Genomic DNA, 24,795 nt, shown 5'->3' on the forward strand with positions numbered 1-24,795 from the left:
CAGCGGAAAGGTTTCACCAGCCGAAACCGATGTTATCCATTGGAAAAACGCCTCCGGATGACTATCTGTCATTGCCCCGAGGCGCTCGGGTGAGGGAAAATGCCCTCCTTTTTTCCGTTTCAATCTATTCACACCCAGGAGATCAGCGATGCCTAGCCGTCGTGAGCGTGCCAACGCCATTCGTGCCCTCAGCATGGATGCCGTGCAAAAAGCCAACAGCGGCCATCCCGGTGCCCCTATGGGTATGGCAGATATTGCCGAAGTGCTTTGGCGCGACTACCTCAAGCACAACCCGAGCAATCCATCCTTCGCCGACCGTGACCGCTTCGTGCTGTCCAACGGCCACGGCTCGATGTTGATCTATTCGCTGCTGCACCTGACCGGCTACGACCTGTCGATCGACGACCTGAAACAGTTCCGTCAGTTGCACAGCCGCACCCCGGGCCACCCGGAATTCGGTTACACCCCGGGCGTTGAAACCACCACCGGCCCGCTGGGTCAGGGTCTGGCCAACGCCGTGGGCTTCGCCCTGGCTGAAAAGGTACTGGGCGCGCAATTCAACCGTCCCGGCCACAACATCGTCGACCACCACACCTACGTGTTCCTGGGTGATGGCTGCATGATGGAAGGCATTTCCCACGAAGTCGCTTCCCTGGCCGGTACCCTGGGCCTGGGCAAGCTGATCGCCTTCTACGATGACAACGGCATCTCCATCGACGGCGAAGTCGAAGGCTGGTTCACCGATGACACGCCGAAGCGTTTCGAAGCCTACAACTGGCAGGTGATCCGCAACGTCGACGGTCACGACCCGGAAGAGATCAAGACTGCCATCGACACTGCTCGCAAGAGCCCGCTGCCGACCCTGATCTGCTGCAAGACCACCATCGGTTTCGGTTCGCCGAACAAGCAGGGCAAGGAAGATTGCCACGGCGCCCCGCTGGGTGACGCGGAAATCGCCCTGACCCGTCAGGCGCTGAACTGGAACCACGGTCCGTTCGAAATCCCGGCCGACATCTATGCCGAGTGGGATGCCAAGGAAAAGGGCCGCGCCGTCGAAGCCGAGTGGGACCAGCGTTTTGCAGCCTACTCTGCCGCGTTCCCGACCGAAGCCAACGAATTGATCCGTCGCCTGAGCGGCGAACTGCCAGCTGACTTCTCCGAGAAGGCCGATGCCTACATCGCCGAAGTCGCGGCCAAGGGCGAAACCATCGCCAGCCGTAAAGCCAGCCAGAACGCCCTGAACGCGTTCGGTCCGCTGTTGCCGGAAGTGCTGGGCGGTTCGGCCGACCTGGCCGGTTCCAACCTGACCCTGTGGAAAGGCTGCAAAGGCGTCAGCGCCGAAGACGCCAGCGGCAACTACATGTACTACGGCGTGCGCGAGTTCGGCATGACCGCAATCATGAACGGCGTTGCCCTGCATGGCGGTCTGGTGCCTTACGGCGCGACCTTCCTGATGTTCATGGAATACGCCCGCAACGCGGTGCGCATGTCCGCTCTGATGAAGCAGCGTGTGATCCACGTCTACACCCACGACTCCATCGGTCTGGGCGAAGACGGCCCGACGCACCAGCCGATCGAGCAACTGACCAGCCTGCGCAGCACGCCGAACCTCGACACCTGGCGTCCAGCCGATGCCGTTGAATCGGCCGTGGCCTGGAAAAACGCTCTGGAGCGCAAGGACGGCCCGTCCGCTCTGATCTTCTCCCGTCAGAACCTGCAGCACCAGACCCGTGATGCCGGCCAGATCGCCGACATCAGCCGTGGTGGCTACGTGCTGAAGGACTGCGCAGGCGAGCCTGAGCTGATCCTGATCGCTACCGGTTCGGAAGTCGGCCTGGCCGTTCAGGCCTACGACAAACTGACCGAGCAGGGCCGCAAGGTGCGCGTTGTTTCGATGCCTTGCACCAGCCTGTTCGACGCTCAGGACGCCAGCTACAAGCAATCGGTCCTGCCGTTGCAGGTTGGCGCGCGTATCGCGATCGAAGCGGCTCACGCCGACTTCTGGTTCAAGTACGTGGGTCTGGAAGGTCGCGTGATCGGCATGACCACCTACGGTGAATCGGCTCCGGCTTCGGCATTGTTCGAAGAGTTCGGTTTCACCCTGGAAAACATCCTGGGTCAGGCTGAAGAGCTGCTGGAAGACTGATCCAGACGTTGTGTTGATTGGGCTGCCGCCAATCGTCGGAACGCCGCCCGGAGCAGGCTCGCTCCCACAGGGAATTTGTTGTGTGACACAAACAATGTTCACAGCGAAGACCCAATGTGGGAGCGAGCCTGCTCGCGATAGCGGTGGTTCGAACAACAATGCAATAACGGATTCAACACGGTAATCGAGAACCCCATGCCTCAACCGCGTCCCTACAAAGTTGCACTCAACGGCTACGGCCGGATTGGTCGTTGCGTCTTGCGTGCGTTGTTCGAGCGAGGCTCGACGGCAGGGTTTGAAATTGTCGCGATCAACGATCTGGCCGACATGGCCAGCATCGAATACCTGACACGCTTCGACTCCACCCACGGCCGGTTCCCGGGCGAAGTGAAGGTCGACGGCGATTGTCTGCATATTAATGGCGACTGCGTGAAGGTCCTGCGCAGTGCCACCCCCGAAGGCATCGATTGGGCGTCGCTGGGCGTCAATCTGGTGCTCGAATGCTCCGGTGCCTACCACACCCGCGCAGACGGCCAGCGTTTCCTCGACGCCGGCGCGCCGCGCGTGCTGTTTTCGCAGCCGATGGCCAGTGAGGCGGATGTCGACGCCACCATCGTCTACGGCGTCAATCAGGATTGCCTGACCGGCGACGAACTACTGGTGTCCAACGCCTCCTGCACCACCAACTGTGGCGTGCCGCTGTTGCGTCTGCTGGATCAGGCGGTCGGCCTGGATTACGTGTCGATCACCACGATCCACTCGGCGATGAACGATCAGCCGGTGATCGACGCCTATCACCACGAAGACCTGCGCCGCACCCGTTCGGCGTTCCAGTCGGTGATCCCGGTGTCCACCGGTCTGGCGCGTGGTATCGAGCGCCTGCTGCCGGAACTTGCCGGGCGAATTCAGGCCAAAGCCGTACGCGTGCCGACGGTCAACGTGTCCTGCCTCGACATCACGATGCAGACCGCGAGCGACACCGACGCCGGCGAGGTCAACCGGATCCTGCGCGACGCCGCCACCAGCGGCCCGCTCAAGGGGCTGCTGGCCTACACCGAATTGCCTCACGCAAGTTGTGATTTCAACCATGACCCACATTCGGCCATCGTCGATGCCAGTCAGACCCGCGTTTCCGGCCCACGGCTGGTGAACATCCTGGCCTGGTTCGACAACGAATGGGGTTTTGCCAACCGAATGCTGGATGTTGCAGAACACTATCTGCAAACAGCGACTTCAAAAAAACCGTAGGAAGTGCGACCCATGACCGTGTTGAAGATGTCCGACCTCGATCTGCAAGGTAAGCGCGTATTGATCCGCGAAGACCTCAACGTCCCAGTCAAGGACGGTGTTGTCACCAGCGATGCGCGTATCCTGGCTTCGCTGCCGACCATCAAGCTGGCCCTGGAAAAAGGCGCGGCCGTGATGGTCTGCTCGCACCTGGGTCGTCCGACCGAAGGCGAGTTCTCCGCCGAGAACAGCCTCAAGCCTGTCGCCGACTACCTGAGCAAGGCCCTGGGCCGCGAAGTGCCGCTGGTGGCCGATTACCTGGGCGGCGTTGACGTCAAGGCCGGCGACATCGTGCTGTTCGAAAACGTGCGCTTCAACAAGGGCGAGAAAAAGAACGCCGACGAACTGGCCCAGCAATACGCCGCCCTGTGCGACGTGTTCGTGATGGACGCTTTCGGTACTGCTCACCGCGCCGAAGGTTCGACCCACGGCGTAGCCAAGTTCGCCAGAGTCGCCGCTGCCGGCCCGCTGCTGGCTGCTGAGCTCGACGCACTGGGCAAGGCTCTGGGCGCACCGGCCAAGCCGATGGCGGCCATCGTTGCCGGCTCCAAGGTCTCGACCAAACTCGACGTGCTGAACAGCCTGAGCCAGATCTGCGATCAACTGATCGTCGGCGGCGGCATCGCCAACACCTTCCTCGCTGCGGCCGGTCACCCGGTCGGCAAGTCGCTGTACGAGCCGGACCTGCTGGACACCGCGCGCGCCATCGCCGCCAAGGTCAGCGTGCCGCTGCCGGTCGACGTGGTAGTTGCCAAGGAATTCGCTGAAAGCGCCGAAGCGACCGTGAAACTGATCGCTGACGTCGCTGCTGACGACATGATCCTCGACATCGGCCCGCAAACCGCCGCCAACTTCGCCGAACTGCTGAAGTCGTCGAAAACCATCCTGTGGAACGGCCCGGTCGGTGTGTTCGAATTTGACCAGTTCGGCAACGGCACCAAAGTGCTGGCCGAAGCCATCGCTGAAAGCGCAGCGTTCTCGATTGCCGGCGGTGGCGACACCCTGGCCGCCATCGATAAATATGGCGTGGCGGAAAAGATCTCCTACATTTCCACCGGCGGTGGCGCGTTCCTCGAATTCGTCGAAGGCAAGGTGCTGCCGGCCGTTGAAGTCCTGGAAAGCCGGGCCAAGGCCTGAGGCCGCCCGTTTGGCCAGGCAAAGGAGTGTTCAGATGGTCAAGTCGTTAGCGCTGTTGTTGCTGACCGGTACATTGGCAGCCTGCGGGAGTAACCCGAAGGCTGCGCCGGAGCCGGCACCCGGCGAGGCACAGAAAGGCTGCTACCAGGCCGACTGGCAGGCCGAAACCAACCCGGTGCTGAACAAGCGCTCGGGGCCGGAAGGCTTGGACAAATACGAGACGCAAACCCCGGCCAAGGAACATGGTTGCCCTTGACCGGTCTGACTCTTTAACTCAGGGCCGGCGGCGTACGCTGCCGGTCGAGGAACACGGATGAAAGGCTTGATCGCCGTTGCGGCGCTGGGATTGTTGGGTGGTTGTGCGCAATGGAACCCGTTCCAGTCGTCCACCCCTGTGGATAACTGGACCACCTGGACCTGCGACAGCCAGGCCAAGGTGCTGTGGCGCTACACCGATGCCGGCCAGAAGGCAGTCGATGTTCGACTGGGCGGTGGCGATCAGGTCTATCGCCTGAAAGAAGAGCCGGGCGCCTCGGGTGCGCTGTACAGCGACGACATGCTGGCGTTTCACATCAAAGGTAATGAAGGCCTGGTCTACTGGGTCGCTACCAATGATTTGATCGGCCGGGGCTGCAAAGCCGAATAAAACAGAATTTGCTGTATCGAATCACCAGGCCGGGCCTCAACCCCCGATCTGCAATCACTTGAATAGCCGCCGCCGCTCCGGCAGGCTGGCACGATTAACGACCCAAACCGGGAGAGAGACACACAATGGCACTTATCAGCATGCGCCAGATGCTGGACCACGCAGCCGAGTTCGGCTACGGCGTTCCAGCCTTCAACGTCAACAACCTTGAGCAGATGCGCGCCATCATGGAAGCCGCTGACAAGACTGACTCCCCGGTGATCGTTCAGGCTTCGGCCGGTGCCCGCAAATACGCCGGCGCCCCGTTCCTGCGTCACCTGATCCTGGCCGCGATCGAAGAATTCCCGCACATTCCGGTGTGCATGCACCAGGACCACGGCACCAGCCCTGACGTCTGCCAGCGCTCCATTCAACTGGGCTTCAGCTCGGTGATGATGGACGGCTCCCTCGGCGAAGACGGCAAGACCCCGACCGACTACGAATACAACGTTCGCGTAACTCAACAAACCGTTGCCATGGCTCACGCCTGCGGCGTTTCGGTTGAAGGCGAGCTGGGCTGCCTGGGTTCGCTGGAAACCGGCATGGCCGGTGAAGAAGACGGCATCGGCGCCGAAGGCGTTCTGGATCACAGCCAGATGCTGACCGACCCGGAAGAAGCCGCTGACTTCGTCAAGAAGACTCAGGTCGACGCCCTGGCCATCGCCATCGGCACCAGCCACGGCGCTTACAAGTTCACCAAGCCACCTACCGGCGACGTGCTGGCGATCGACCGCATCAAGGAAATCCACAAGCGCATCCCGAACACCCACCTGGTGATGCACGGTTCCTCGTCGGTTCCACAAGAGTGGCTGGCGATCATCAACCAGTACGGCGGCGACATCAAAGAAACCTACGGCGTACCGGTTGAAGAAATCGTCGAAGGCATCAAGCACGGCGTGCGCAAGGTCAACATCGACACCGACCTGCGCTTGGCATCCACCGGCGCCATGCGTCGCCTGATGGCTACCAACCCGAGCGAATTCGACCCACGTAAATTCTTCGGCGAAACCGTGAAAGCGATGCGCGATGTATGTATCGCTCGTTATGAGGCTTTCGGTACTGCGGGTAATGCTTCGAAGATCAAGCCGATCTCGCTGGAAAGCATGTATCAGCGTTATCTGAAGGGTGAGTTGAACGCCAAGGTCAATTGAGACTGGGTGTTGAGCTGATTTAAAAGAAACCCGCCGTGAGGCGGGTTTCTTTTTGCCTGAACTTTCATGGTGAGTACATATTTCTGCTGGATGAAATGTCACCTGTAACGGACAAAGTCTGGATTTGCTTGGCCGAAGTCCGATATGGGTGACATTTTCATGGTCTGCGGAGCTTGTAACAGTTGGGGTGTGAAGCTGGCGGTTAAATAAATCCGTCTCCCATGTGTTTTCTTGTTTTTATTTTGTGAAGGTGATGTTGTATGTTTTACCTACGTTCGGTCCTCCGCGATCGACGCGAACAGTGCCGTTCAAATTGGAGTAACTTCTGTCAGGTGAACTCATGCTGATAATGAGTACGTTGTATTCCGGGGCTCCTGCTTGTGCTCGAAGGTTGAAAGATACTGCGGATTCATCTGATAAGTTTTGATAGGTGAAACTTCCGTCAACGGTAAAGGAAAGTCCGTAATAATCCATTGTGGCCTGTGATATGTTGCCTGTTTGCGGGTCGGAAGAAATAATTCTGAGAGTGGCATTATGGCTCTCGCCGGCATCATATACACGCCCGTTATAGGTTCCGTTCGGATTGGCTTGGCCCATGACCTTTCTCCCTCATTTGTTCGTATGGAATATAAATTTAGGATGAATGGTTTTCCATCCTTTTTCTTGTGCCGTTCACGATGTTAGTTTTTAACTCGAACTGTGCCACCTGTTATAAGTGACAGTTTTTAATAGTTATTCGGAATAGGTTTTGGCTTTTTTTGATATTTGGATAAGTGTGGCGAGAAAGGGCAGCGGGGTTGTTTGCTTTAAATATAAAAAGTCGGACGCAGATGCGCGGGGAAATGCTGCGAGTAATAAAGGGGGCGACTCAATGAGTTCGCCCATTTTGCACTTATTACTTCGGCTCGACGTGATCCAGCGCCTGGTTAACCGCCAGTTCCGCAACCATCACTATTTGAGCGATGCCCAATGCGGTCTTTCGGTGGGATGGCGGGAGTATCGCGGCGAAGTTGTTGAGCATTTCACTGGCGGAGCCGAGGGTTTCGCTGGCGTTGGCCAGCAGGGATTCGGTGTTGCAGGCGGGGTTGGCGAAGTACATGCGGTCGGGTTCGTTGACCGTGGCCATGATGCGGGCGCCGGGGCAGAGGTAGTGGTCGAGGGCGCGTTCGGCGGCTTCGTTGAGTTTTTTGGGGTCGAGGGAATCGTAGGGGGAGGCCAGATCGGTTTCTGGCGGGTTAGGCGTAGGTTTGAACATAAGCTGAAAACTCCTGTAAGGAGCTGCCGGTCCTTCCCTACTAAAAGAAGGGTGGCAGCTGTGCGCAGGTTAGTAGACCGGGGAGTATTCAGCATTGACCGGCGCGCCGAAGCGCCCTGCGCACAGCCACCATCACAGTCAGACTGGAATGTCTGATGGACAGCGCTTGCACGTAGCTGAAAACACCACAGGCTACTAAACCCGATCACTGTGAATCAGTGACCCGAATCAAGTTACCGACGGCCTTCCAGGCGCACAAGCCGGCGGATTCTGGCGTACCGGTAGGCAGCGACGCAAGCCGTTGTAGGCTTCAGGAAGTAACGCGAACCGTCTTTAAACAGCAGCCTTAAACGAGCGCGCCAGCCGCTATTTATCGTGATCGATATCCAGCTTGCTGAACGTCACCTGCCCACCCTCACTGGTGTACCCGGTGTTGTCCTGCACATACACGCCGGCCTTGAAGTACAGCGGTTTGTTGCGCCACGTCGCGCTGATCTGCGAATCCCACTGATACCCGGCCGCACTCACACCCAGTGCGCCGCCGGGGCTCAGGTGAATCAGGTAATTGAATTCGCGATCCAGTTTGATCCCGGTCGCCAGGGTAATCACCCGGCCTTCGTCATCATCCGGGTGCATGCGCACCTTGATCACCAGGTTGCCGGAATCCAGTTTGGTCTTGTACTGATACTCAAGCTTCACCAGCGGCTTCTGGCTTTCATAGGCATGGATCTGCCCGATGACGATCTTGCCCGAGCTGGGCACCTTGTTGACCGAGAGGGTCGCGCGCAGCAGGTTGTCGGCGTCCGGGTAGTACCAGTTGCGCAGGGTGCCGTTGCTGAAGGTTTCGCGCAGCTCGGTGCGCGGGTAAATGGCGTTTTCGGTTTTCGAGCCGGTCACCGGGGACCAGAAGAACAGGGTGCCGGTGTCGGAATGGAAGTACTGATCCTTGAAGCCGTTCACCAGTCTGGAGGTCTCGACGGTGTGGGGCGGGCTGCCAACGGGAACGCTGAGGTTCCAGGTTGCGAGGTCGATCATGTCGGTTCTTCCACTCAATTTTTGCTGCACGCGCGTGCCAGAAGCTCTAGCCCGCGCCTCTTGGGGGCGGCCTTTATAAGCGTAGAGGGATTTTTTGTTAACGGCCGTCTGGCGGATGATTGGCGCCAACATCCTGTCGAAATGCCATGTTTCCCGGTTTACGGGGGCTGCAGAGGTGACCGTTAGTCGGCTACTCATGAGTTTGATTACATGATGGCCTGATGACAGCTACAGCTTTTCCAGTTCCCGGACTAGAGTGAAGGCTCAGTGACTGTACGGTTTTCACGAGAAACCGGCCGTGGCCCCGACACAAGATGTCCCGACAAGAGAAGCAGCATGGAATGCGTGCAACCCCAGCCAGGTGAAGGCAGCTCAGTCCTTTTGATCGTTGATGATTACCCTGAAAATCTGATCAGCATGCGTGCATTGCTGCAGCGCCAGGATTGGCTGGTCATGACCGCCGCTTCGGGTTTCGAAGCCCTCAACCTGTTGCTCGAACACGACATCGATCTGGTGCTGCTGGATGTGCAGATGCCGGGAATGGACGGTTTCGAGGTCGCGCGCCTGATGCGCGGCAGCCAGCGTACTCGGCTGACACCGATCATTTTCCTCACCGCCAATGAACAATCCCAGGACGCCGTGATCAAGGGCTATGCCAGTGGTGCGGTGGATTACCTGTTCAAGCCTTTCGATCCGCAGATTCTCAAACCGAAGGTCCAGGCGTTGCTGGAGCACCAGCGCAATCGCCGGGCCTTGCAGCGCTTGAGTCAGGATCTGGAATCGGCGCGGGCCTTCAATGCCTCGGTGCTGGACAACGCTGCCGAAGGCATTCTGGTGCTGGCCGAGGACGGCTTGATCCGCTTCGCCAACCCGGCGATTTCCCGGCTGCTCAATGCGCCGGTGAAGGAACTGGAAGGGCAGGAGTTTCTCGATTTCCTGCAGAAACCGCACATTCCGCTGTGGGCCGATTCCGAGTTTTATGCCAGTTACAAACGCGGCGAGACGTTGCGCTTACACGACGCTTTGCTGCGTACCGCGCCGGGTCAGCAGGTGCCGGTGGCACTGTCTTGTGCCGCATTGCCGAGCGAGCAGCACGCGATGGTGGTGACGGTGCTGGACATGTCGGTGGTGCGTCATCTGCATCAACAGCTTGAGTTTCAGGCCGTCACCGACCCACTGACCGGGCTGCTCAATCGTCGGGGTTTCTACCAGACTGTGGAAAACCTGCTGCTGCGCGGCGAACGCACGGACAGCAGTTGGGTGTTGATGTACCTCGATCTCGACGGCTTCAAGCGAGTCAACGATTCCCTCGGCCATGATGCCGGGGATCGAGTGTTGCGCTGGGTCTCCGAACAATTGAAAGCGTGCCTGCGGCCGTTCGACATTCTGGCGCGGATGGGCGGCGACGAGTTCACCGCACTGCTGGATCTGGAATTCCCCGAACAAGCGGCGAAGATCGCCGAGAAACTCATCGAGCGAGTATCGATCTGTCAGCAGATCGAAGGCCTCGATATCGCTCTGGGCGCAAGTATCGGCATCGCCACCTACCCGGATTGCGGCAACAACCTCGACGGTTTGATGCGCGCCTCGGACATCGCCATGTACGAAGCCAAGCGTGCCGGGCGTCAGCAATATCGCTTCTACGATCATGAAATGAACGGCCGCGCGCGGTCACGGCTAATGCTGGAAGAGAGCGTGCGCAACGCCATCGAGAACCGCGATTTCAATCTGGTGTATCAGCCGCAAGTGGCGATTGGCGACGGCCGGATTCGCGGTTTCGAGGCGTTGCTGCGTTGGCAACATCCGAGCGTCGGCGACGTGCCGCCGGGGTTGTTCCTGCCGTTGCTGGAAGAGGCGACGTTGATCAGCCGGCTCGGCAGCTGGATCTATCATCGCAGCGCCGGACAGCGTAAGGCCTGGGAGGCTGATTTTTCCAAGGATCTGGTGATCGGCGTGAGTCTGAGCAACACCCAGTTCGGAATGCCGAATCTGGTCACCGAATTGCGTCAGGTACTGGAGCGCCATGGTTTGCAGCCGCACCAGATGGAAGTGGAAGTCACTGAGGAGGCGCTGACGATCAATCCGGACGAGACCCGCAAACAGCTGAAGCTGCTGCGTAATCTCGGGGTGCGGGTGGCGCTGGACGATTTCGGTTCCGGCTCCTGCTCGCTGTCGCATCTGCGCGACCTCGAGCTGGACACACTGAAGCTCGACCGCCATCTGATTGCCCGACTCCCGGATTCGTCCCGGGACGCTTCGCTGGTGCGCAGCGTCATCGAGCTGTGCAAGGAATATGGGTTGCTGGTGATTGCCGAAGGTGTGGAAACCGTCGAGCAATATCGATGGCTAAAGACCCACGGTTGCGAATACGTGCAAGGCTTTCTCGTGGCGCGTCCGGTGGTCGCCGAGGACACGACGCGCTTCGCCGAGCCGTTCGACTGGAGCGCGTTGGCCAGTTGAATTCGTTACACTGGCGGCCTTTTCATGACCCGTGCCGCCCCATGACTGCGTTGAAATACCTCCAGGCCTATCCCGCGAATCTGCAGGATCAGGTGCGCCAATTGATTGCCGAAGATCGTCTCGGTGATTACCTGAGCCAGCGCTACCCCGGCCGCCACGATGTGCAAAGCGACAAGGCGTTGTACGGCTACGCGCTGGATCTGAAACAGGAGTACCTGCGTAACGCCCCGGCCATCGACAAGGTCTTGTTCGATAACCGTCTCGACTTGACCCACCGCGCCCTCGGCCTGCACACCACGGTCTCGCGGGTGCAGGGCGGCAAGCTCAAGGCCAAGAAAGAGATTCGCATCGCCTCGCTGTTCAAGGAGGCCGCGCCTGAGTTTTTGAAGATGATCGTCGTGCATGAACTGGCGCACTTCAAGGAGTCGGATCACAACAAGGCGTTCTATAAATTATGTGAGCACATGCTGCCGGGCTACCACCAGGTCGAGTTCGACCTGCGGGTGTACCTGACGTGGCGGGACATGCAATAAGACATCAAACAACGGAGCGCATGCATGGACGTAAGCAAGACCAAGAGCAGTTTCTACCGGCGCTTGTACGTGGCGTACCTGATCGACAGCGGCTTGGCCAGCAGCGTGCCGGCGCTGACCGACGTCACCGGCATGCCCCGGCGTACGGCGCAGGACACCATTGCGGCGCTGGCGGATCTGGATATCGTCTGTGAGTTCGAACAGGAAGAGGGCGCGCGCAATCATGCGGGGCGCTACCGGATTCGCGAGTGGGGGGCGATTGATCGGGGGTGGATTGAGCGCAATTTGCGGCAGATCAAGGCTGTGCTTGAGTATCCCTGACCGATGTAGTCCCTTCGCGGGCACGCCCGCGAAGGGGGAATCTCAGGAACGCCGCATACCAATATGCGGAATGTCATCCTCCAGATATTCCTCACCCGCCACCACAAACCCGTACCGCCCGTAATACCCCTGCAAATGCGCCTGGGCCGACAGATAGATCGGCACTTCTGGCCAGCGCTTTTCGGCCTGTTTCAGCGCCTGCTCCATCATCTCGTGACCCAAACCTTTGCCACGTCCGGCGGGCGCCGTCAGTACACGGCCGATCACCACGTCGCCCCCTTGGGATTCCGGGTCCAGCAGGCGCAGATATGCCACCAGTTGATCACCGTCCCAGCCCATCAAATGGCAGGTGTCCCCGTCCAGGTCCTGCCCGTCCGGGTCCAGGTACGCGCAACGCTGTTCGACCACGAACACTTCCGAGCGCAATTTCAAAATGGCGTACAGCTGTTCCAGTCCCAGATCGCTGTGATGTTTGCAGACCCACTCGATTGTCATCTTCCGATTCCTTGAACTACGTCGTCCGATACTAAGCGCCACGTCGAAATATGTCTGTATGGCTGAGAAATCTGTGACAAAGGCCAAAATGCCATCATTCCCTTCTGGCGGCGCCGACATCTTTGTGTAATCTGCTGAGAAGCGCTGTGCAACGGCTTCAATGAGCTAATGTTAGGGCCTGGGATTCGCCGGTACGGGGCCTTGGGGTTTTGACTGAAAACACGCCGGGCGGCCCGCCCGCTAAGGATTTTCAAGCATGCCGCGATTGCATCGAGCGTTGGCTTTGATCGGATTGCTGTTGCTGGGTCAAAGCGCTGCAGCGGAGAAATTGCGTCTGGTCTTCGACATCTGGCCGCCCTTTACCGATGACACGCTGGTCAACGGTGGGCTGGCCACGGACATCGTCAGTACGGCCCTGGCCCGGGCTGGTTATGCCAGCGATTACGAACAAGTGCCGTGGGCGCGGGCGTTGCTTGGGGTGGGTGAGGGGCGTTACGACGTGTTGGTCAATGCCTGGTACAACGACGAGCGTACGAAGCTGGGGCAGTTTTCCGACGAGTACCTGCTCAACCGCGTGCGTTTTCTCAAGCGCAAAGACACGCCCATCGAATACAACAACCTGCAGGAACTGCACACCTATCCGATTGCTGTGGTGCGCGGCTATGCCTATTCGGCGCCATTCGATGCCGACACCGCGCTGCAGAAAGTCCCTGTGCATAACTTCGCCATGGCCGTGCGCATGCTGGCGGCGGACCGGGTCAAGCTGACCCTGGAAGACGAATACGTCGCCCGCTATTACCTGGCCCGTGAATCGCCGAAAGTGCGCAACGCGGTGGAGTTCCTGCCCAAGCCGCTGAGCGAAAACAGTCTGCACATTCTGGTCAGCCTGAAGAACCCGGAGCACGAACAGATCGTGGCCGGGTTCGACAAGGCGATTGCGGCGATGAAGGCTGATGGCAGCTATGACAAGTTGCTCAGGAAGCACGGAATGTGAAACGGCTCAATCCTCGGCGGTATCCTTGATCAGGTGCGCAGCCAGCGTGCGCAACGGGCCTAGCTGACGGCAGATCAACGCCAGTTGCGTCTGCACCAGCCGCTGGCCTTCATCGATCTCGTCCGCCATTTGCTCAAGCTCATTGGCCAGCGCTTCTTCTTCATCGCTCTGGATCGCAATAGGCTGTTTGCTTGCCAGACCCTGGGCGATTTCATCGATGCTGTTGGCCAGTTTCACCCCGGCGCCATCGATCAGATGCTCACGCACCTCGGCCGGCAACTGGGTTTCCCGGTGCGCGCCGAGGCCTGACAGATAACTGAGCAGGGTGTGCGACAGCACCAGGAAGCGGAAACCGACGTCGGCCTCCTTCCGGAAATGCCCCGGTTCCATCAGCATGTTCGCCAGCGTGGTCGACAGCGCCGCGTCGGCGTTGTGCGCGTTGCGGCGGGCGAGACGATAGGCGAGGTCGTCGCTCTTGCCGGCGGCGTATTGCTGCATGATCTGGCGCAGGTAGATGCTGTTGCAGGTCAGGGTGTTGGCCAGCACCTTGTTCAGGCGCCGACCCTGCCAGTCCGGCAGGAACAGGATCACCGTCAGGCCTGCGATCAGGCTGCCGAGCAGGGTATCGAACAGGCGCGGGACAAACAGCCCGTAACCGTCGCCGACCTGATTGAAGCAGAACAGCACCATGATCGTGATCGCGGCGGTCGCCACGGTATAGCGGGTGGTGCGGTTGGTAAAGAACACCACCCCGGCGGCGATAGCGAAACACGACTGCACCAGCGGGCTCGGGAACAGATCGAACAGCGCCCAGGCGATGGTCAGGCCGATGGCGGTGCCGAGAATCCGCTGGCCGAGTTTGCGCCGGGTGGCGCCATAGTTTGGCTGGCAGACGAACAGCGTGGTGAGGATGATCCAGTAACCCTGCGACGGGTGAATCAGATGCACCATGCCGTACCCGATACTCAGCGCCAGCGGCAGGCGCAGGGCATGGCGGAACAACAATGACGTGGGCGTCAGCTGCGTGCGCAGGCGCGTCAGCACATCCTTGAAGTTGCGCGGCGAGCGGTCGAGCAGGCTGCTGTCGGTGGCATCGGCCAGCGCATCCGGGTTGCTGGCATCGCTGAGTAAACGGTCGAGGGTGCCGAGGTTGGCCGCCAGCGCCCGCAGCGAACGCAGCAGCCCGCGCCAGGCCGGGTTGCTCTGGATGCGCAGGTGTTCGAGGGAGGCGTGCAGGTCACTCAGGGCTTCGGCGAATGTCGCGTCGTAGATGAACGGCTGGCGCATCTGGATCGACTCGGCCAGCGCCCGGCAGGCCTTGCCTTGTTGGCGCAGCAGGCGCTGGCAGCGGAACAGCACGTCGCTGTGAAAGAACGCCTCGGCCAACGCGTTGTAAGGGTAATGCGAAGAACTGGCGCGCTCGTGAATGTCCTGAGCGAGGAAGTACAACTTCAGGTAGCGGCTGACTTTCGAGCCCGGGCGGCCGTTGCCGACCCGATGGAGAATGATTTCCTTGGCGCTGTTCAGTGCCGCCACGACGCGGCCGTTTTGTTGGGCCAGTTCCAGGCGCCGCGCTTCGACGTCCAACTGACGGATCGGCTCGAACAGCGAGGCTTTCAGCTTCAGGTAATAACCCAGCTCACGGAACAGTCGCGCCAGGCTCTGCTGCACCGGCTGGTTGGAAAACATCGCCTGCCACAGCACCGACAGCAGGCCGTACCACGCGGCACCGGCCACCAGCAGCATCGGTTCGTGCCAGAAATCCGTGACCGCGCCACCACGCTGGTCAACGCCGATCATGGTGTAGACGGAAAGAATCAGCGTCGCCGAAGCAATCGCCCCGTAACGCTCGCCGAGCGCACCGAGCATGGTCAGGCCGAAACTGGCCAGCGCCAGAGCGATGACGAACACGATGGGGTAGGGGAACAGCAGTTCCACCGACAGCGCGGCGACGCTGAAACACACCAGCGTTACCGCCAGTGCGTTGAGGCGGCCCTGCCAGCTGTCGTCGGTCTCGGCCAGGGCGCTGGCGATGATCCCGAGGAACAGCGGGATCAGCAGCCCCATTTCGTCCTGATACCAGCACAGCGCCATGCTGCCGGTCAGGGCGATGAACACCCGCACGCTGTAGCTGAATTTATCCAGCGCCCACAGGCGCCGCAAAGACTGACGAAACGAGGTCGAGGACATGAAGTGCGAAGGCCTTCCGAGGCGATGCCGCTAAATTGAGCCAGTAATGACGCCGACGCAATGGCGCCGATCACATCTGACAGCAAAAAGTGTTCCGCACGGCCTTCGAATCAGACGTATTGCGCGGCCGCGTAACCCGATGCCCACGCCCATTGGAAGTTGAAACCACCCAGATGCCCGGTGACGTCCAGCACCTCGCCGACGAAGTAGAGGCCCGGGCTTTTCAGCGATTCCATGGTCTTGGAGGATACTTCGCGGGTGTCGACACCACCGAGGGTGACTTCGGCGGTGCGATAGCCTTCGGTGCCGGCCGGGACGACTTTCCAGCTGCCGAGTTTCTCGGCGATCTCCGCCAGTTCAGCATGGGTGTACTGCTTCATCGGCTTGGAGACGAACCAGTTGTCCGCCAGCAGGTTGGCCATCTTCTTGGTGAAGATTTCGCCGAGCAGGGTTTTCAGTTCGCTGTTCGGACGCTCGGTGGTTTGCTGTTGCAGCCAGCTTGCGGCGTCGTGATCGGGCAGCAGGTTGATTTCTACCGTGTCGCCAGGTTCCCAGAACGAGGAAATCTGCAGAATCGCCGGGCCGCTCAGACCACGGTGAGTGAACAGGATGTTCTCGCGAAAGCTTTGGTCGTTACAGCTCACCAGGCAATCCACCGAGGTGCCGGACAGTTCGGTGCACAAATCCTTGAGCTGGTCGGTGATGGTGAACGGCACCAGCCCGGCGCGGGTCGGCAGCAGCTCGTGGCCGAATTGCTTGGCGACCTGGTAACCGAAGCCGGTCGCGCCCAGCGTCGGGATCGACAACCCGCCGGTGGCGATCACCAGCGACTGGCACTGGATCTGGCCGAGTGTGGTGTCGAGCAGGTAACCGCCTTCAACCTTTTCGATGGTCTGGATCGAGGTGTCGAGGTGCAGGTTGACGCCGACCTGATCGCACTCGTCCAGGAGCATGCCGAGGATGTCGCTGGATTTGTTATCGCAGAACAACTGACCGAGTTTTTTCTCGTGATACGGCACGCCATGTTTGGCGACCATGCCGATGAAATCCCACTGGGTGTAGCGGGCCAGCGCGGATTTGCAGAAATGCGAATTCTGCGAGAGGAAATTGCTCGGCTCGGTGTACATGTTGGTGAAGTTGCAGCGACCACCGCCGGACATCAGGATTTTCTTGCCGGCCTTGTTCGCGTGGTCGAGCAGCAACACCTGACGCCCGCGCCCGGCGGCGGTCAGTGCACACATCAACCCTGCGGCGCCAGCGCCAATGATCACGACTTCGGTAGAGCGCAAAACGGTGTCCTCACGTTGTTCACCACAAAACAAACTGTGGGAGCGAACTTGCTCGCGATGAGGTCCGGCATCGCGGGAAAGCCTGCTCCCACAGGGGATCTTCCTTGGATGGAAGATCGCTTACAAAACGCGTACGCGCAGCGAACGACCCTTGATCTTGCCGTTGTTCAAACGCTGCAGCGCCTGCATGACCACGCTGCGTTCAACGGCCACATAGGACTGGAAGTCGAAGATCGCGATCTTGCCGACCTGGGCGCCCGGAATGCCGGCCTCACCGGTCAGAGCGCCAAGAATGTCGCCCGGACGCACTTTGTCCTTGCGCCCGCCAGCGATGCACAGCGTACTCATCGGCGGTTGCAGCGGGGCACCGCCCTGGGACTTGAGGTTGTCCACCTGATCCCAGTTCAGCGGGGTTTTCTGCAGTTGTTCGATGGCTTGCGCGCGATGCGCTTCGGACGGCGCCACCAGGCTGATTGCGATGCCTTTCTCGCCCGCGCGCCCGGTACGGCCCACGCGGTGAATGTGGATTTCCGAATCGCGGGCCAGTTCGACGTTGATCACCATGTCCAGCGAGTCGATGTCCAGGCCACGGGCGGCGACGTCGGTGGCAACCAGCACCGAAGTGCTGCGGTTGGCGAACATCGCCAGGACCTGGTCGCGATCACGCTGTTCCAGATCGCCGTGCAGGCCGACGGCGGAAATACCCTTGGAGGTCAGGTGATCGACGGTTTCCTGCACTTGCTGCTTGGTGAAGCAGAAGGCCACGGTGGAGGCCGGACGGAAGTGGTGCAGAACCTTGGTCACCGCACTCATGCGTTCTTCCGGGGCGATCTCGTAGAAGCGCTGTTCGATCTGGGTGTCGTCGTGGAACGCTTCGGCTTTCACCGTTTGCGGATCGCGCATGAACTTCGACGCCAGTTGCTTGATGCCCACCGGGTAGGTGGCCGAGAACAGCAGGGTCTGACGACGGGACGGGGTCTGCTCGATGATGTCTTCGATGGCGTCATAGAAACCCATGTCGAGCATGCGGTCGGCTTCGTCGAGGATCAGCGTGTTGAGGCCGTCGAGGACCAGCGAACCCTTGCGCAGGTGCTGCTGGATGCGGCCCGGCGTGCCGACGATGATGTGCGCGCCGTGCTCCAGCGAGGCGATCTGCGGGCCGAACGCCACGCCGCCGCACAGGGTCAGGACCTTGATGTTGTCTTCGGCACGGGCCAGACGACGGATTTCCTTGGCGACCTGGTCGGCGAGCTCACGGGTCGGGCAAATCACCAGCGCCTGGCAACCGAAGTAGCGCGGATTGATCGGGTTCAGCAGGCCGATGCCGAACGCGGCGGTCTTGCCGCTGCCGGTCTTGGCCTGGGCGATCAGGTCCATCCCCTTGAGGATCACCGGCAAGCTCTGCGCCTGGATCGGCGTCATCTGGGCATAACCGAGGGAGTCGAGGTTAGCCAGCATGGCGGCGGACAGCGGCAAAGTATTAAAAGCGGTGGCGATGGTGGTCACGGGACTGGCCTGCAAAACAAAATGTCGCGCAGTGTAGCAGCCCCGTGCCACTTTCCTCGAAAGTTCTGGACGAACAGCGATTAATGTTCGATGTGTTCGTCCGGATGTTCATCGGGACGTTTGACGCGTCGGCCGTCCTCTTTCGAGAGTTGCGAGAAGATTGTCGCGGCCAGCATCGCCATGACACCCACCGTCACGAACGTCAGCTGGAACGCACCCAGCACGGTTTCAACGCCATCGTTGCCGATTTCCGCCGTGAAGCCGCCGAGCAAGGCACCGGCGCAAGCCACCCCGAGACTCAGCGACAACTGTGCAACCACCGACAGCAGGCTGTTGCCGCTGCTGGCGCTGGCGTCGTCGAGATCGATCAGGGTCACGGTGTTCATCGCGGTGAACTGCAGCGAGTTGATCGCGCCGAGAATCGCCAGCAGGCACAACAACAGCCAATACGGTGTCTGCTCGCTGACCAGACCCATGCTCGCCAGCATGATCCCCAGCGCCAGCGTGTTGCCGGTGAGCACGATGCGATAACCGAGACGTTCGATCAGCGGCCGCGCCATCCACTTGGCAAACATCGCTGCGGCGGCCAGCGGCAGCATGCTCATCCCGGCCTGCGACGGTGAATAACCCAGCGCCACCTGCAGCAGCAACGGCACCAGAAACGGCAACGCGCCGCTGCCCAGGCGGGCGAACAGGTTGCCGATGATCCCTACCGCAAACGTCCGGGTCTTGAACAGCGAAGGCGCGAATAGCGGATTCTCGACACGTCCGGCGCGCAGCCAGTACGCCGCCAGACACGCCATGCCACCGAACAGCAGCAACATCACCCGCAAGTGCGGCAGATGCAATTCGCCAAGGCCTTCCATGGCGATGGTGATGAGAATCATCGCCGCGCCGAACAGCAGGAAACCGAGGCTATCGAAGCGCGTGCGCTCGGTGCCGCGCAGGTCGGGAATGAACTTCCACACTGCATAGCAGCCGATGACGCCGACCGGCAGGTTGATCAGGAAGATCCAGTGCCACGTCAGGTACTGCACCATCCAGCCGCCCATGGTCGGGCCGATCAGAGGGCCGAGCAGGCCGGGAATGGTGATGAAGCCCATGATCCGCACCAGCTCCGAACGCGGGTAGGCGCGCAGCACCACCAGTCGCCCGACCGGCAGCATCAACGCGCCGCCCAGACCCTGGATTACCCGAGCGCCGACCAGCATGGACAGGCTGCTCGACAGGGCACAGAGCAGCGAGCCGATGCTGAACAGCAGGATCGCGCCGAAGAAGATCTTCTTGGTGCCGAAGCGGTCGGCGATCCAGCCCGAGGCCGGAATCAACAGGGCCACGGTGAGCATGTAGGCGATGACCACGCCTTGCATGCGCAGCGGGTCTTCGGCCAGATCCCGGGCCATGGCCGGCAGGGCGGTGTTGAGGATAGTCCCGTCGAGGGACTGCATGAAAAAAGCGATGGCGACGACCCACGGCAACCAGCGGGCGGTGATGGCGTCGAGAGGCGGGCGGTTGGGCATGGAACCTCTTGTGGTGTGGGGCAGTGAGTGATCGTTCCCGCGCAAGGCGCGGGAACGATTTGTATCAGAGAGTCAAGGTCAGGCGGCTCACCAGCGCCCCCGGCAACAACGCCGACGAGGTATTGCGCTGGCTGTAGGTGCTCGCCGACAGCAGCAACTCGCGCTCGGCAGTCAGCGCTTCCAGTTGCGAACCCAGCAAGCTGTAGGCGCTGTCGTCGAAACGCATGGTGCTGACCGGTGCCTGAATCTCGCCATTCTCGACCCAGAACGTGGCAAATCGGGTCATGCCGGTCAGGCGCGCCGCCGGTTGATCGGAGAAGTTCAGGTACCACAGGTTGCTGATATACAGCCCGGTGCCCAGTTGCTTGAGAATCTCCGCTTGCGGCAGATCACCGGCGCCCATATTCAGCGCGCTCGGCGATTCGCCACCGCCGGCACCGTTGGCAGTCAGACCGTATTCGGCAGCACTGCGTGAACCTACCAACTGATCACCTGCTTTACCTTCGATGATCAACCGCAGATCGCTGCGCGGGTAACCTTCGCTGGAGAACGCCGGGCTCAGCGAACCGCTGACCTTCTCGTCGAGGGACACCAGTGGACTGAACGTCTGATCGCCGGCATACAGCTTCTGCAACGGACTGCTCTTGCTGGCAATCGACTGCGCCGAGAAACCGCCCCAACACAGCATGCCCATGATTTCTTCCAGGGCTGCCGGTGCCAGATAGGCGCGGTATTGTCCCGGTGGCAGGGTGCGCAACGGGCGACCGAGGAACTCGAGTTGTTCGCGGGCCTGCTGGATGCGTCTGGCGAAATCTTCGCTGTTCCAGTCATGTCCGGCGTAGCTGGCCTTCACTGCTTCGCCGTTTTCGTGGAACAGGCTGAAATCGAAGTTGAAGCTGTTGGCCTGATGCCAGCCGAACGCGCCGGAAGAACTGGCGAAACCACGGCTGATCGGGCCGGCGGCATAGAAGCCGACCAGATCCAGCCCTTCGGCCGCTTGAGCGATTTCAGCCACGACCTGTTCGGTGTCCGGCAACGGATGTTCCTGCACGTTCTGGCTCTGCCAGCCGTTGTGGTTGAGCAGCAGGTATGGATCCTGTGGCAGCAACGGCAAGGTTTCGCGCAGTTGTTGCAAGCCTTCGGCGAGGCGTTGCAGGTCGGTGGCCTGCTCACCGGAGAGGGTGATGTGCAGGTCGGCATGCCGCCCGTCGTCGATCAGTTTCAGGCCGATATTCGCCTGTTGCACTTGCCCGGCCTGCCGCACCTTGGCGTGGTTGAAGCGCACGAAGGCCGACGATTCGGCGTCGTAACTCAGCGTGAACTGTTCCGGCTCGCGCACGGCATCGCGCAGCCAGTTGACCAGCACCTTGAAGGCCTCGACCTGGCTCTTGGAAATACTCATCAGGCGTCTCCCCCAAACACATCAACATTGCTGAACACGCAGGCCGGTGAAGCGTGGCCGACGCGAATCACCTGGTTCGGTTCGCCCTTGCCGCAGTTCGGCGTGCCCAGCACCTGGGTGGTGCCGGCGTTGCCGACCGCGCGCAGGCTCTTCCAGAAGTGCGCGGAAATGCCCCGGTAGTTCGGATTCTTCACGACGCCCTTGAGTTCGCCGTTTTCAATCAACTGGCCCCATTCGCAGCCGAACTGGAATTTGTTGCGTGCATCGTCGATCGACCACGAACGGTTGGTGCTCATCAGAATGCCGTTTTCAATCCCGCCGATCAGTTGCTCCAGCGACTGGTCGCCCGGTTCGATGTTGAGATTGGCCATGCGGTCGATCGGCGGTCGGTTCCAGCCGCAGGCGCGGCTGTTGGCGACACCGTCGAGTCCCGCGCGGAACTGCGACAGCGCACCGCCCAACGGCCGCACCAGCAGACCTTCGCGAATCAGGAATTGCTTGCTGGCCCTGGAGCCGTCGTCATCGTGGCCGTAACTCGCCAGCTCTTCGGGAATGTCCGGATCGAAGGTCACGTTGAGCAGTTTCGAGCCGTATTGCAGGCTGCCAAAATCCGAGGCTTTGACGAAGCTGGTGCCGGCGTAATTACGCTCGTCGCCGAGAATCCGGTCGAGCTCCAGCGGATGGCCGATGGATTCGTGGATCTGCAGCATCATCTGATCGGGCATCAACAGCAGGTCGCGCGGGCCTTGCGGGGTATTTGGCGCGAGCAGCAGTTGCAGCGCCTGATCGGCGACTTGCGGGCCGGCACCGATCAAGCCGCAGCGGCTGATCACGTCGGCGCCGCCCTGCTGGCCGAAGTTCTCGCGGCCGAGGCTGCGGGTCTGGCTGTCGTTGCCGTCGTAGGCGGTGACGTCCAGGCCCGGATAGACGAAGCGCTGGGCCTGGCGCAATTCGGCCCCGGCGCTGCTCAGGTAGATCTGTTCTACGTGGGTGATGCCGATGCTCACTTGCCAATTCACCAGGCGCTCATCCTTGGGCACCGAGGCGGATTCCGCGCCGAGCAGCTCGAAGCATTCGCTCAGGGACGGGAAGGGTTGTTCCAGATTGGGTGAAAGGTAGTCGGCGCGGTCGCTGGACACCGGCTGCTGGCTCAGGTCGAGCAGGGCGTGCAGCTTGAGCCGCCGGGCCTGCTGTTCGGCGCGCTCGAGGGCGGCTTGCAGGCCTTGCTGCGACAGGTCATTGGTTGCGGCGTAGGCTTCGACGCCGTTGACGCGAACGGTGAGCATTGCGCCTTCGTCACGGCTCAGGCTCGGCGGTTCGGCGACGTTCTTGCGCACCGACAGGTACTGGCCGGACTCGCGTACATACCGCAGGGAAAAAAACTCGGCGCCCGTGCGCAAGGCAGCGAAGCGCTGCTTGAGCTGGGGGTGGAAATCGAACATCAGGGAACCTCCTTGTTATGGGAGTAGCGGCGAAGCGGATTCGGCGGGGAGGGGTGAAACGATTGCGCGAGGACTAGAGTAGGCCTGCGTGGGGGTAGGATCAAGTGAAGAGGGGGCGTAGGAGGATTTACTGTTTTAAGTCGGCTGATCGTTCCCACATTGCATGGGAACGATCACCGCCTGGTATTACGACTTACTGGGCAACAGCGCTCACATCACGCAGTGCCTTGCCTTTCACCGGCGCATCGCCAGCGACGTAGTACGGCGCCTTGCTGCGTGGCAGTGGCTGACGGCCACGGATCTTGTCGGCGATTTTCTCGGCCATCATGATCGTCGGCGCGTTCAGGTTGCCGGTGGTGATGATCGGCATGATCGAGGCATCGACCACACGCAGGCCCTGCATGCCATGCACGCGGCCCTGACCGTCCACGACCGCCATCTCGTCGGTGCCCATCTTGCACGAGCAGGACGGGTGGAACGCGGTTTCGGCGTGCTCGCGGATGAACTTGTCCAACTGCTCATCGGTTTGCACTTCGATGCCCGGGCTGATTTCGCGGCCACGGAAAGCATCCAGTGCAGGCTGTTGCATGATTTCACGGGTCAGGCGGATGCCGTCGCGAAATTCCTGCCAGTCCTGCTCGGTCGCCATGTAGTTGAACAGGATGCTCGGGTGCTGGCGCGGATCCTTGGATTTGATCTGGATGCGACCACGGCTCGGCGAACGCATGGAACCCATGTGCGCCTGGAAGCCGTGCTCTTTCACACCGTTGCTGCCGTTGTAGTTAATCGCTACCGGCAGGAAGTGGTACTGGATGTTCGGCCATTCGAATTCCGGACGGGTGCGGATGAAACCGCCGGCTTCGAACTGGTTGCTGGCGCCGATGCCGGTGCCGTTGAACAGCCATTCGGCACCGATGGCCGGCTGGTTGTACCAGAGCAGCGACGGGTACAGCGAAACCGGTTGGGTGCAGGCGTATTGCAGGTACAGCTCGAGGTGATCCTGCAGGTTTTCGCCGACGCCCGGCAGATCGTGAACAACCGGGATGTCGAGGCTTTCCAGCAGTTTCGCCGGGCCGACGCCGGAGCGTTGCAGCAGTTGCGGCGAAGCGATGGCGCCGGAGCAGACGATGACTTCTTTGCGGGCGCGGGCTTCAACGCGCTCTTCGGCAGCGCCGACCAGGTAACGCACGCCGATGGCGCGCTTGCCTTCGAACAGAACCTTGTCAGTCAGGGCGTGAGTGACGATGGTCAGGGTCGAACGCTTCTTGGCCACGTCCAGGTAACCGCGGGCGGTGGAAGCGCGACGGCCTTTCGGCGTCACGGTGCGGTCCATCGGGCCGAAACCTTCCTGCTGGTAGCCGTTGAGGTCTTCGGTGCGCGGGTAACCGGCCTGTACGCCAGCTTCAACCATCGCGTGGAACAGTGGGTTGTTGCCCGCCTTCGGCGTGGTCACGCTGACCGGACCGTCGCCACCGTGGTAGTCGTTCGGGCCGATGTCACGGGTTTCCGCTTTACGGAAGTACGGCAGGCAGTCGAGGTAGGTCCAGTCTTCCAGGCCTGGCAGTTTTGCCCAGCCGTCGTAGTCCATCGCGTTGCCACGGATGTAGCACATGCCGTTGATCAGCGAGGAACCGCCGAGGCCCTTGCCGCGACCGCATTCCATCCGGCGACCGTCCATGTGTGGCTCTGGATCGGTTTCGTATGCCCAGTTGTAGCGACGACCTTGCAGCGGGAAGGCCAGAGCGGCCGGCATTTGCGTGCGGAAGTCGAAACGGTAGTCCGGGCCGCCGGCTTCGAGCAGCAGGACGGTCACGCCTTCGTCTTCAGTCAGACGGGTCGCCAGGGTGTTACCGGCAGAGCCGGCACCGACGATGATGTAATCGAATTCTTGGGACATTGAATGCACCCTCTTTGAAAGTTGGTCAGGTCAGACAGCCAGCGCTTCCC

21 protein-coding genes are annotated in these 24,795 nt (G+C 60.7%); 10 read left to right on the forward strand and 11 right to left on the reverse strand.

What is annotated here, in order from left to right; genetic code table 11:
* The first annotated feature begins 148 nt into the window (after window positions 1-148).
* The 6 genes from tkt (at window position 149) to fba (ending at window position 6,406) form a co-directional block, all read left to right on the forward strand.
* On the forward strand, window positions 149-2,146 hold the full coding sequence (gene tkt, locus CAF87_RS12110) for a transketolase (protein WP_085731612.1): 1,998 nt from the start codon (window positions 149-151) through the stop codon (window positions 2,144-2,146).
* 195 nt (window positions 2,147-2,341) lie between these two features.
* On the forward strand, window positions 2,342-3,394 hold the full coding sequence (gene epd, locus CAF87_RS12115) for an erythrose-4-phosphate dehydrogenase (RefSeq protein WP_085731613.1): 1,053 nt from the start codon (window positions 2,342-2,344) through the stop codon (window positions 3,392-3,394).
* Window positions 3,395-3,406: 12 nt separating this feature from the next.
* Entirely contained in the window at window positions 3,407-4,570 is a 1,164-nt protein-coding gene (locus CAF87_RS12120) for a phosphoglycerate kinase (protein WP_085731614.1), read from the forward strand.
* 34 nt (window positions 4,571-4,604) lie between these two features.
* The gene (locus CAF87_RS12125) at window positions 4,605-4,826 is read left to right on the forward strand and encodes a hypothetical protein (protein WP_085688661.1); all 222 of its coding nucleotides are present in this window, start codon (window positions 4,605-4,607) and stop codon (window positions 4,824-4,826) included.
* A 57-nt stretch (window positions 4,827-4,883) separates the two neighbouring features.
* Window positions 4,884-5,216: an MliC family protein gene (locus tag CAF87_RS12130; RefSeq protein ID WP_085731615.1), complete on the forward strand. Its 333-nt coding sequence runs from the start codon at window positions 4,884-4,886 to the stop codon at window positions 5,214-5,216.
* A gap of 125 nt (window positions 5,217-5,341) precedes the next feature.
* Window positions 5,342-6,406, forward strand: coding sequence for a class II fructose-bisphosphate aldolase (fba, locus tag CAF87_RS12135; protein ID WP_007959708.1), 1,065 nt, complete (start codon window positions 5,342-5,344; stop codon window positions 6,404-6,406).
* A 237-nt stretch (window positions 6,407-6,643) separates the two neighbouring features.
* On the opposite strand, the gene CAF87_RS29000 is transcribed toward fba, so the two are convergent.
* From CAF87_RS29000 to CAF87_RS12145, 3 genes are all read right to left on the reverse strand, one after another.
* Window positions 6,644-7,003 (reverse strand): hypothetical protein, encoded by a 360-nt coding sequence (locus tag CAF87_RS29000; RefSeq protein ID WP_139831716.1) that lies wholly within the window; start codon window positions 7,001-7,003, stop codon window positions 6,644-6,646.
* A 298-nt stretch (window positions 7,004-7,301) separates the two neighbouring features.
* Window positions 7,302-7,661 carry a DUF6124 family protein gene (locus CAF87_RS12140; protein ID WP_085731616.1) on the reverse strand — a complete coding sequence of 120 codons (360 nt, stop codon included), beginning with the start codon at window positions 7,659-7,661 and terminating at the stop codon, window positions 7,302-7,304.
* 366 nt (window positions 7,662-8,027) lie between these two features.
* On the reverse strand, window positions 8,028-8,696 hold the full coding sequence (locus CAF87_RS12145) for a polysaccharide lyase family 7 protein (protein ID WP_085731617.1): 669 nt from the start codon (window positions 8,694-8,696) through the stop codon (window positions 8,028-8,030).
* Between the two features lie 336 nt (window positions 8,697-9,032).
* On the opposite strand from CAF87_RS12145, the gene CAF87_RS12150 reads away from it, so the two are divergent.
* From CAF87_RS12150 to CAF87_RS12160, 3 genes are read left to right on the forward strand one after another with little or no spacing between them, the layout of a single operon-like run.
* Window positions 9,033-11,156, forward strand: coding sequence for a bifunctional diguanylate cyclase/phosphodiesterase (locus CAF87_RS12150; protein WP_085731618.1), 2,124 nt, complete (start codon window positions 9,033-9,035; stop codon window positions 11,154-11,156).
* 41 nt (window positions 11,157-11,197) lie between these two features.
* The gene (locus tag CAF87_RS12155; protein ID WP_085731619.1) at window positions 11,198-11,689 is read left to right on the forward strand and encodes a M48 family metallopeptidase; all 492 of its coding nucleotides are present in this window, start codon (window positions 11,198-11,200) and stop codon (window positions 11,687-11,689) included.
* Between the two features lie 24 nt (window positions 11,690-11,713).
* Entirely contained in the window at window positions 11,714-12,010 is a 297-nt protein-coding gene (locus CAF87_RS12160) for a helix-turn-helix domain-containing protein (protein WP_008033286.1), read from the forward strand.
* Window positions 12,011-12,052: 42 nt separating this feature from the next.
* Here CAF87_RS12160 and CAF87_RS12165 read toward each other — a convergent pair whose 3' ends face one another.
* Entirely contained in the window at window positions 12,053-12,505 is a 453-nt protein-coding gene (locus tag CAF87_RS12165) for a GNAT family N-acetyltransferase (RefSeq protein WP_011336314.1), read from the reverse strand.
* A 256-nt stretch (window positions 12,506-12,761) separates the two neighbouring features.
* Between CAF87_RS12165 and CAF87_RS12170 the strand changes: the two genes are divergently transcribed.
* Window positions 12,762-13,499: an ABC transporter substrate-binding protein gene (locus CAF87_RS12170; protein ID WP_085731620.1), complete on the forward strand. Its 738-nt coding sequence runs from the start codon at window positions 12,762-12,764 to the stop codon at window positions 13,497-13,499.
* Window positions 13,500-13,505: 6 nt separating this feature from the next.
* Here the strand turns inward: CAF87_RS12170 and yccS are convergent, their stop codons facing one another.
* The 7 genes from yccS to betA form a co-directional block, all read right to left on the reverse strand.
* On the reverse strand, window positions 13,506-15,689 hold the full coding sequence (yccS, locus tag CAF87_RS12175) for a YccS family putative transporter (protein WP_085731621.1): 2,184 nt from the start codon (window positions 15,687-15,689) through the stop codon (window positions 13,506-13,508).
* 110 nt (window positions 15,690-15,799) lie between these two features.
* The gene (locus CAF87_RS12180; protein WP_085731622.1) at window positions 15,800-16,978 is read right to left on the reverse strand and encodes an NAD(P)/FAD-dependent oxidoreductase; all 1,179 of its coding nucleotides are present in this window, start codon (window positions 16,976-16,978) and stop codon (window positions 15,800-15,802) included.
* 120 nt (window positions 16,979-17,098) lie between these two features.
* Window positions 17,099-18,484: an ATP-dependent RNA helicase DbpA gene (dbpA, locus tag CAF87_RS12185; RefSeq protein WP_085731623.1), complete on the reverse strand. Its 1,386-nt coding sequence runs from the start codon at window positions 18,482-18,484 to the stop codon at window positions 17,099-17,101.
* Window positions 18,485-18,564: 80 nt separating this feature from the next.
* Window positions 18,565-20,004 carry a multidrug transporter subunit MdtD gene (mdtD, locus tag CAF87_RS12190; protein WP_085731624.1) on the reverse strand — a complete coding sequence of 480 codons (1,440 nt, stop codon included), beginning with the start codon at window positions 20,002-20,004 and terminating at the stop codon, window positions 18,565-18,567.
* 64 nt (window positions 20,005-20,068) lie between these two features.
* The gene (locus CAF87_RS12195; RefSeq protein ID WP_085731625.1) at window positions 20,069-21,406 is read right to left on the reverse strand and encodes a TldD/PmbA family protein; all 1,338 of its coding nucleotides are present in this window, start codon (window positions 21,404-21,406) and stop codon (window positions 20,069-20,071) included.
* Window positions 21,406-22,848, reverse strand: a complete 1,443-nt coding sequence (locus CAF87_RS12200; RefSeq protein ID WP_085731626.1) for a TldD/PmbA family protein — start codon at window positions 22,846-22,848, stop codon at window positions 21,406-21,408. Before CAF87_RS12200 ends, CAF87_RS12195 begins: the two co-directional genes overlap by 1 nt.
* Before the next feature lie 193 nt (window positions 22,849-23,041).
* A complete protein-coding gene (gene betA / locus CAF87_RS12205; protein WP_085731627.1) occupies window positions 23,042-24,745 on the reverse strand; it encodes a choline dehydrogenase in 1,704 nt (567 codons plus the stop codon).
* Window positions 24,746-24,795: the final 50 nt, after the last annotated feature.

It is taken from the genome of Pseudomonas sp. R38(2017) (genome assembly GCF_002112395.1).
GTDB lineage: Bacteria > Pseudomonadota > Gammaproteobacteria > Pseudomonadales > Pseudomonadaceae > Aquipseudomonas.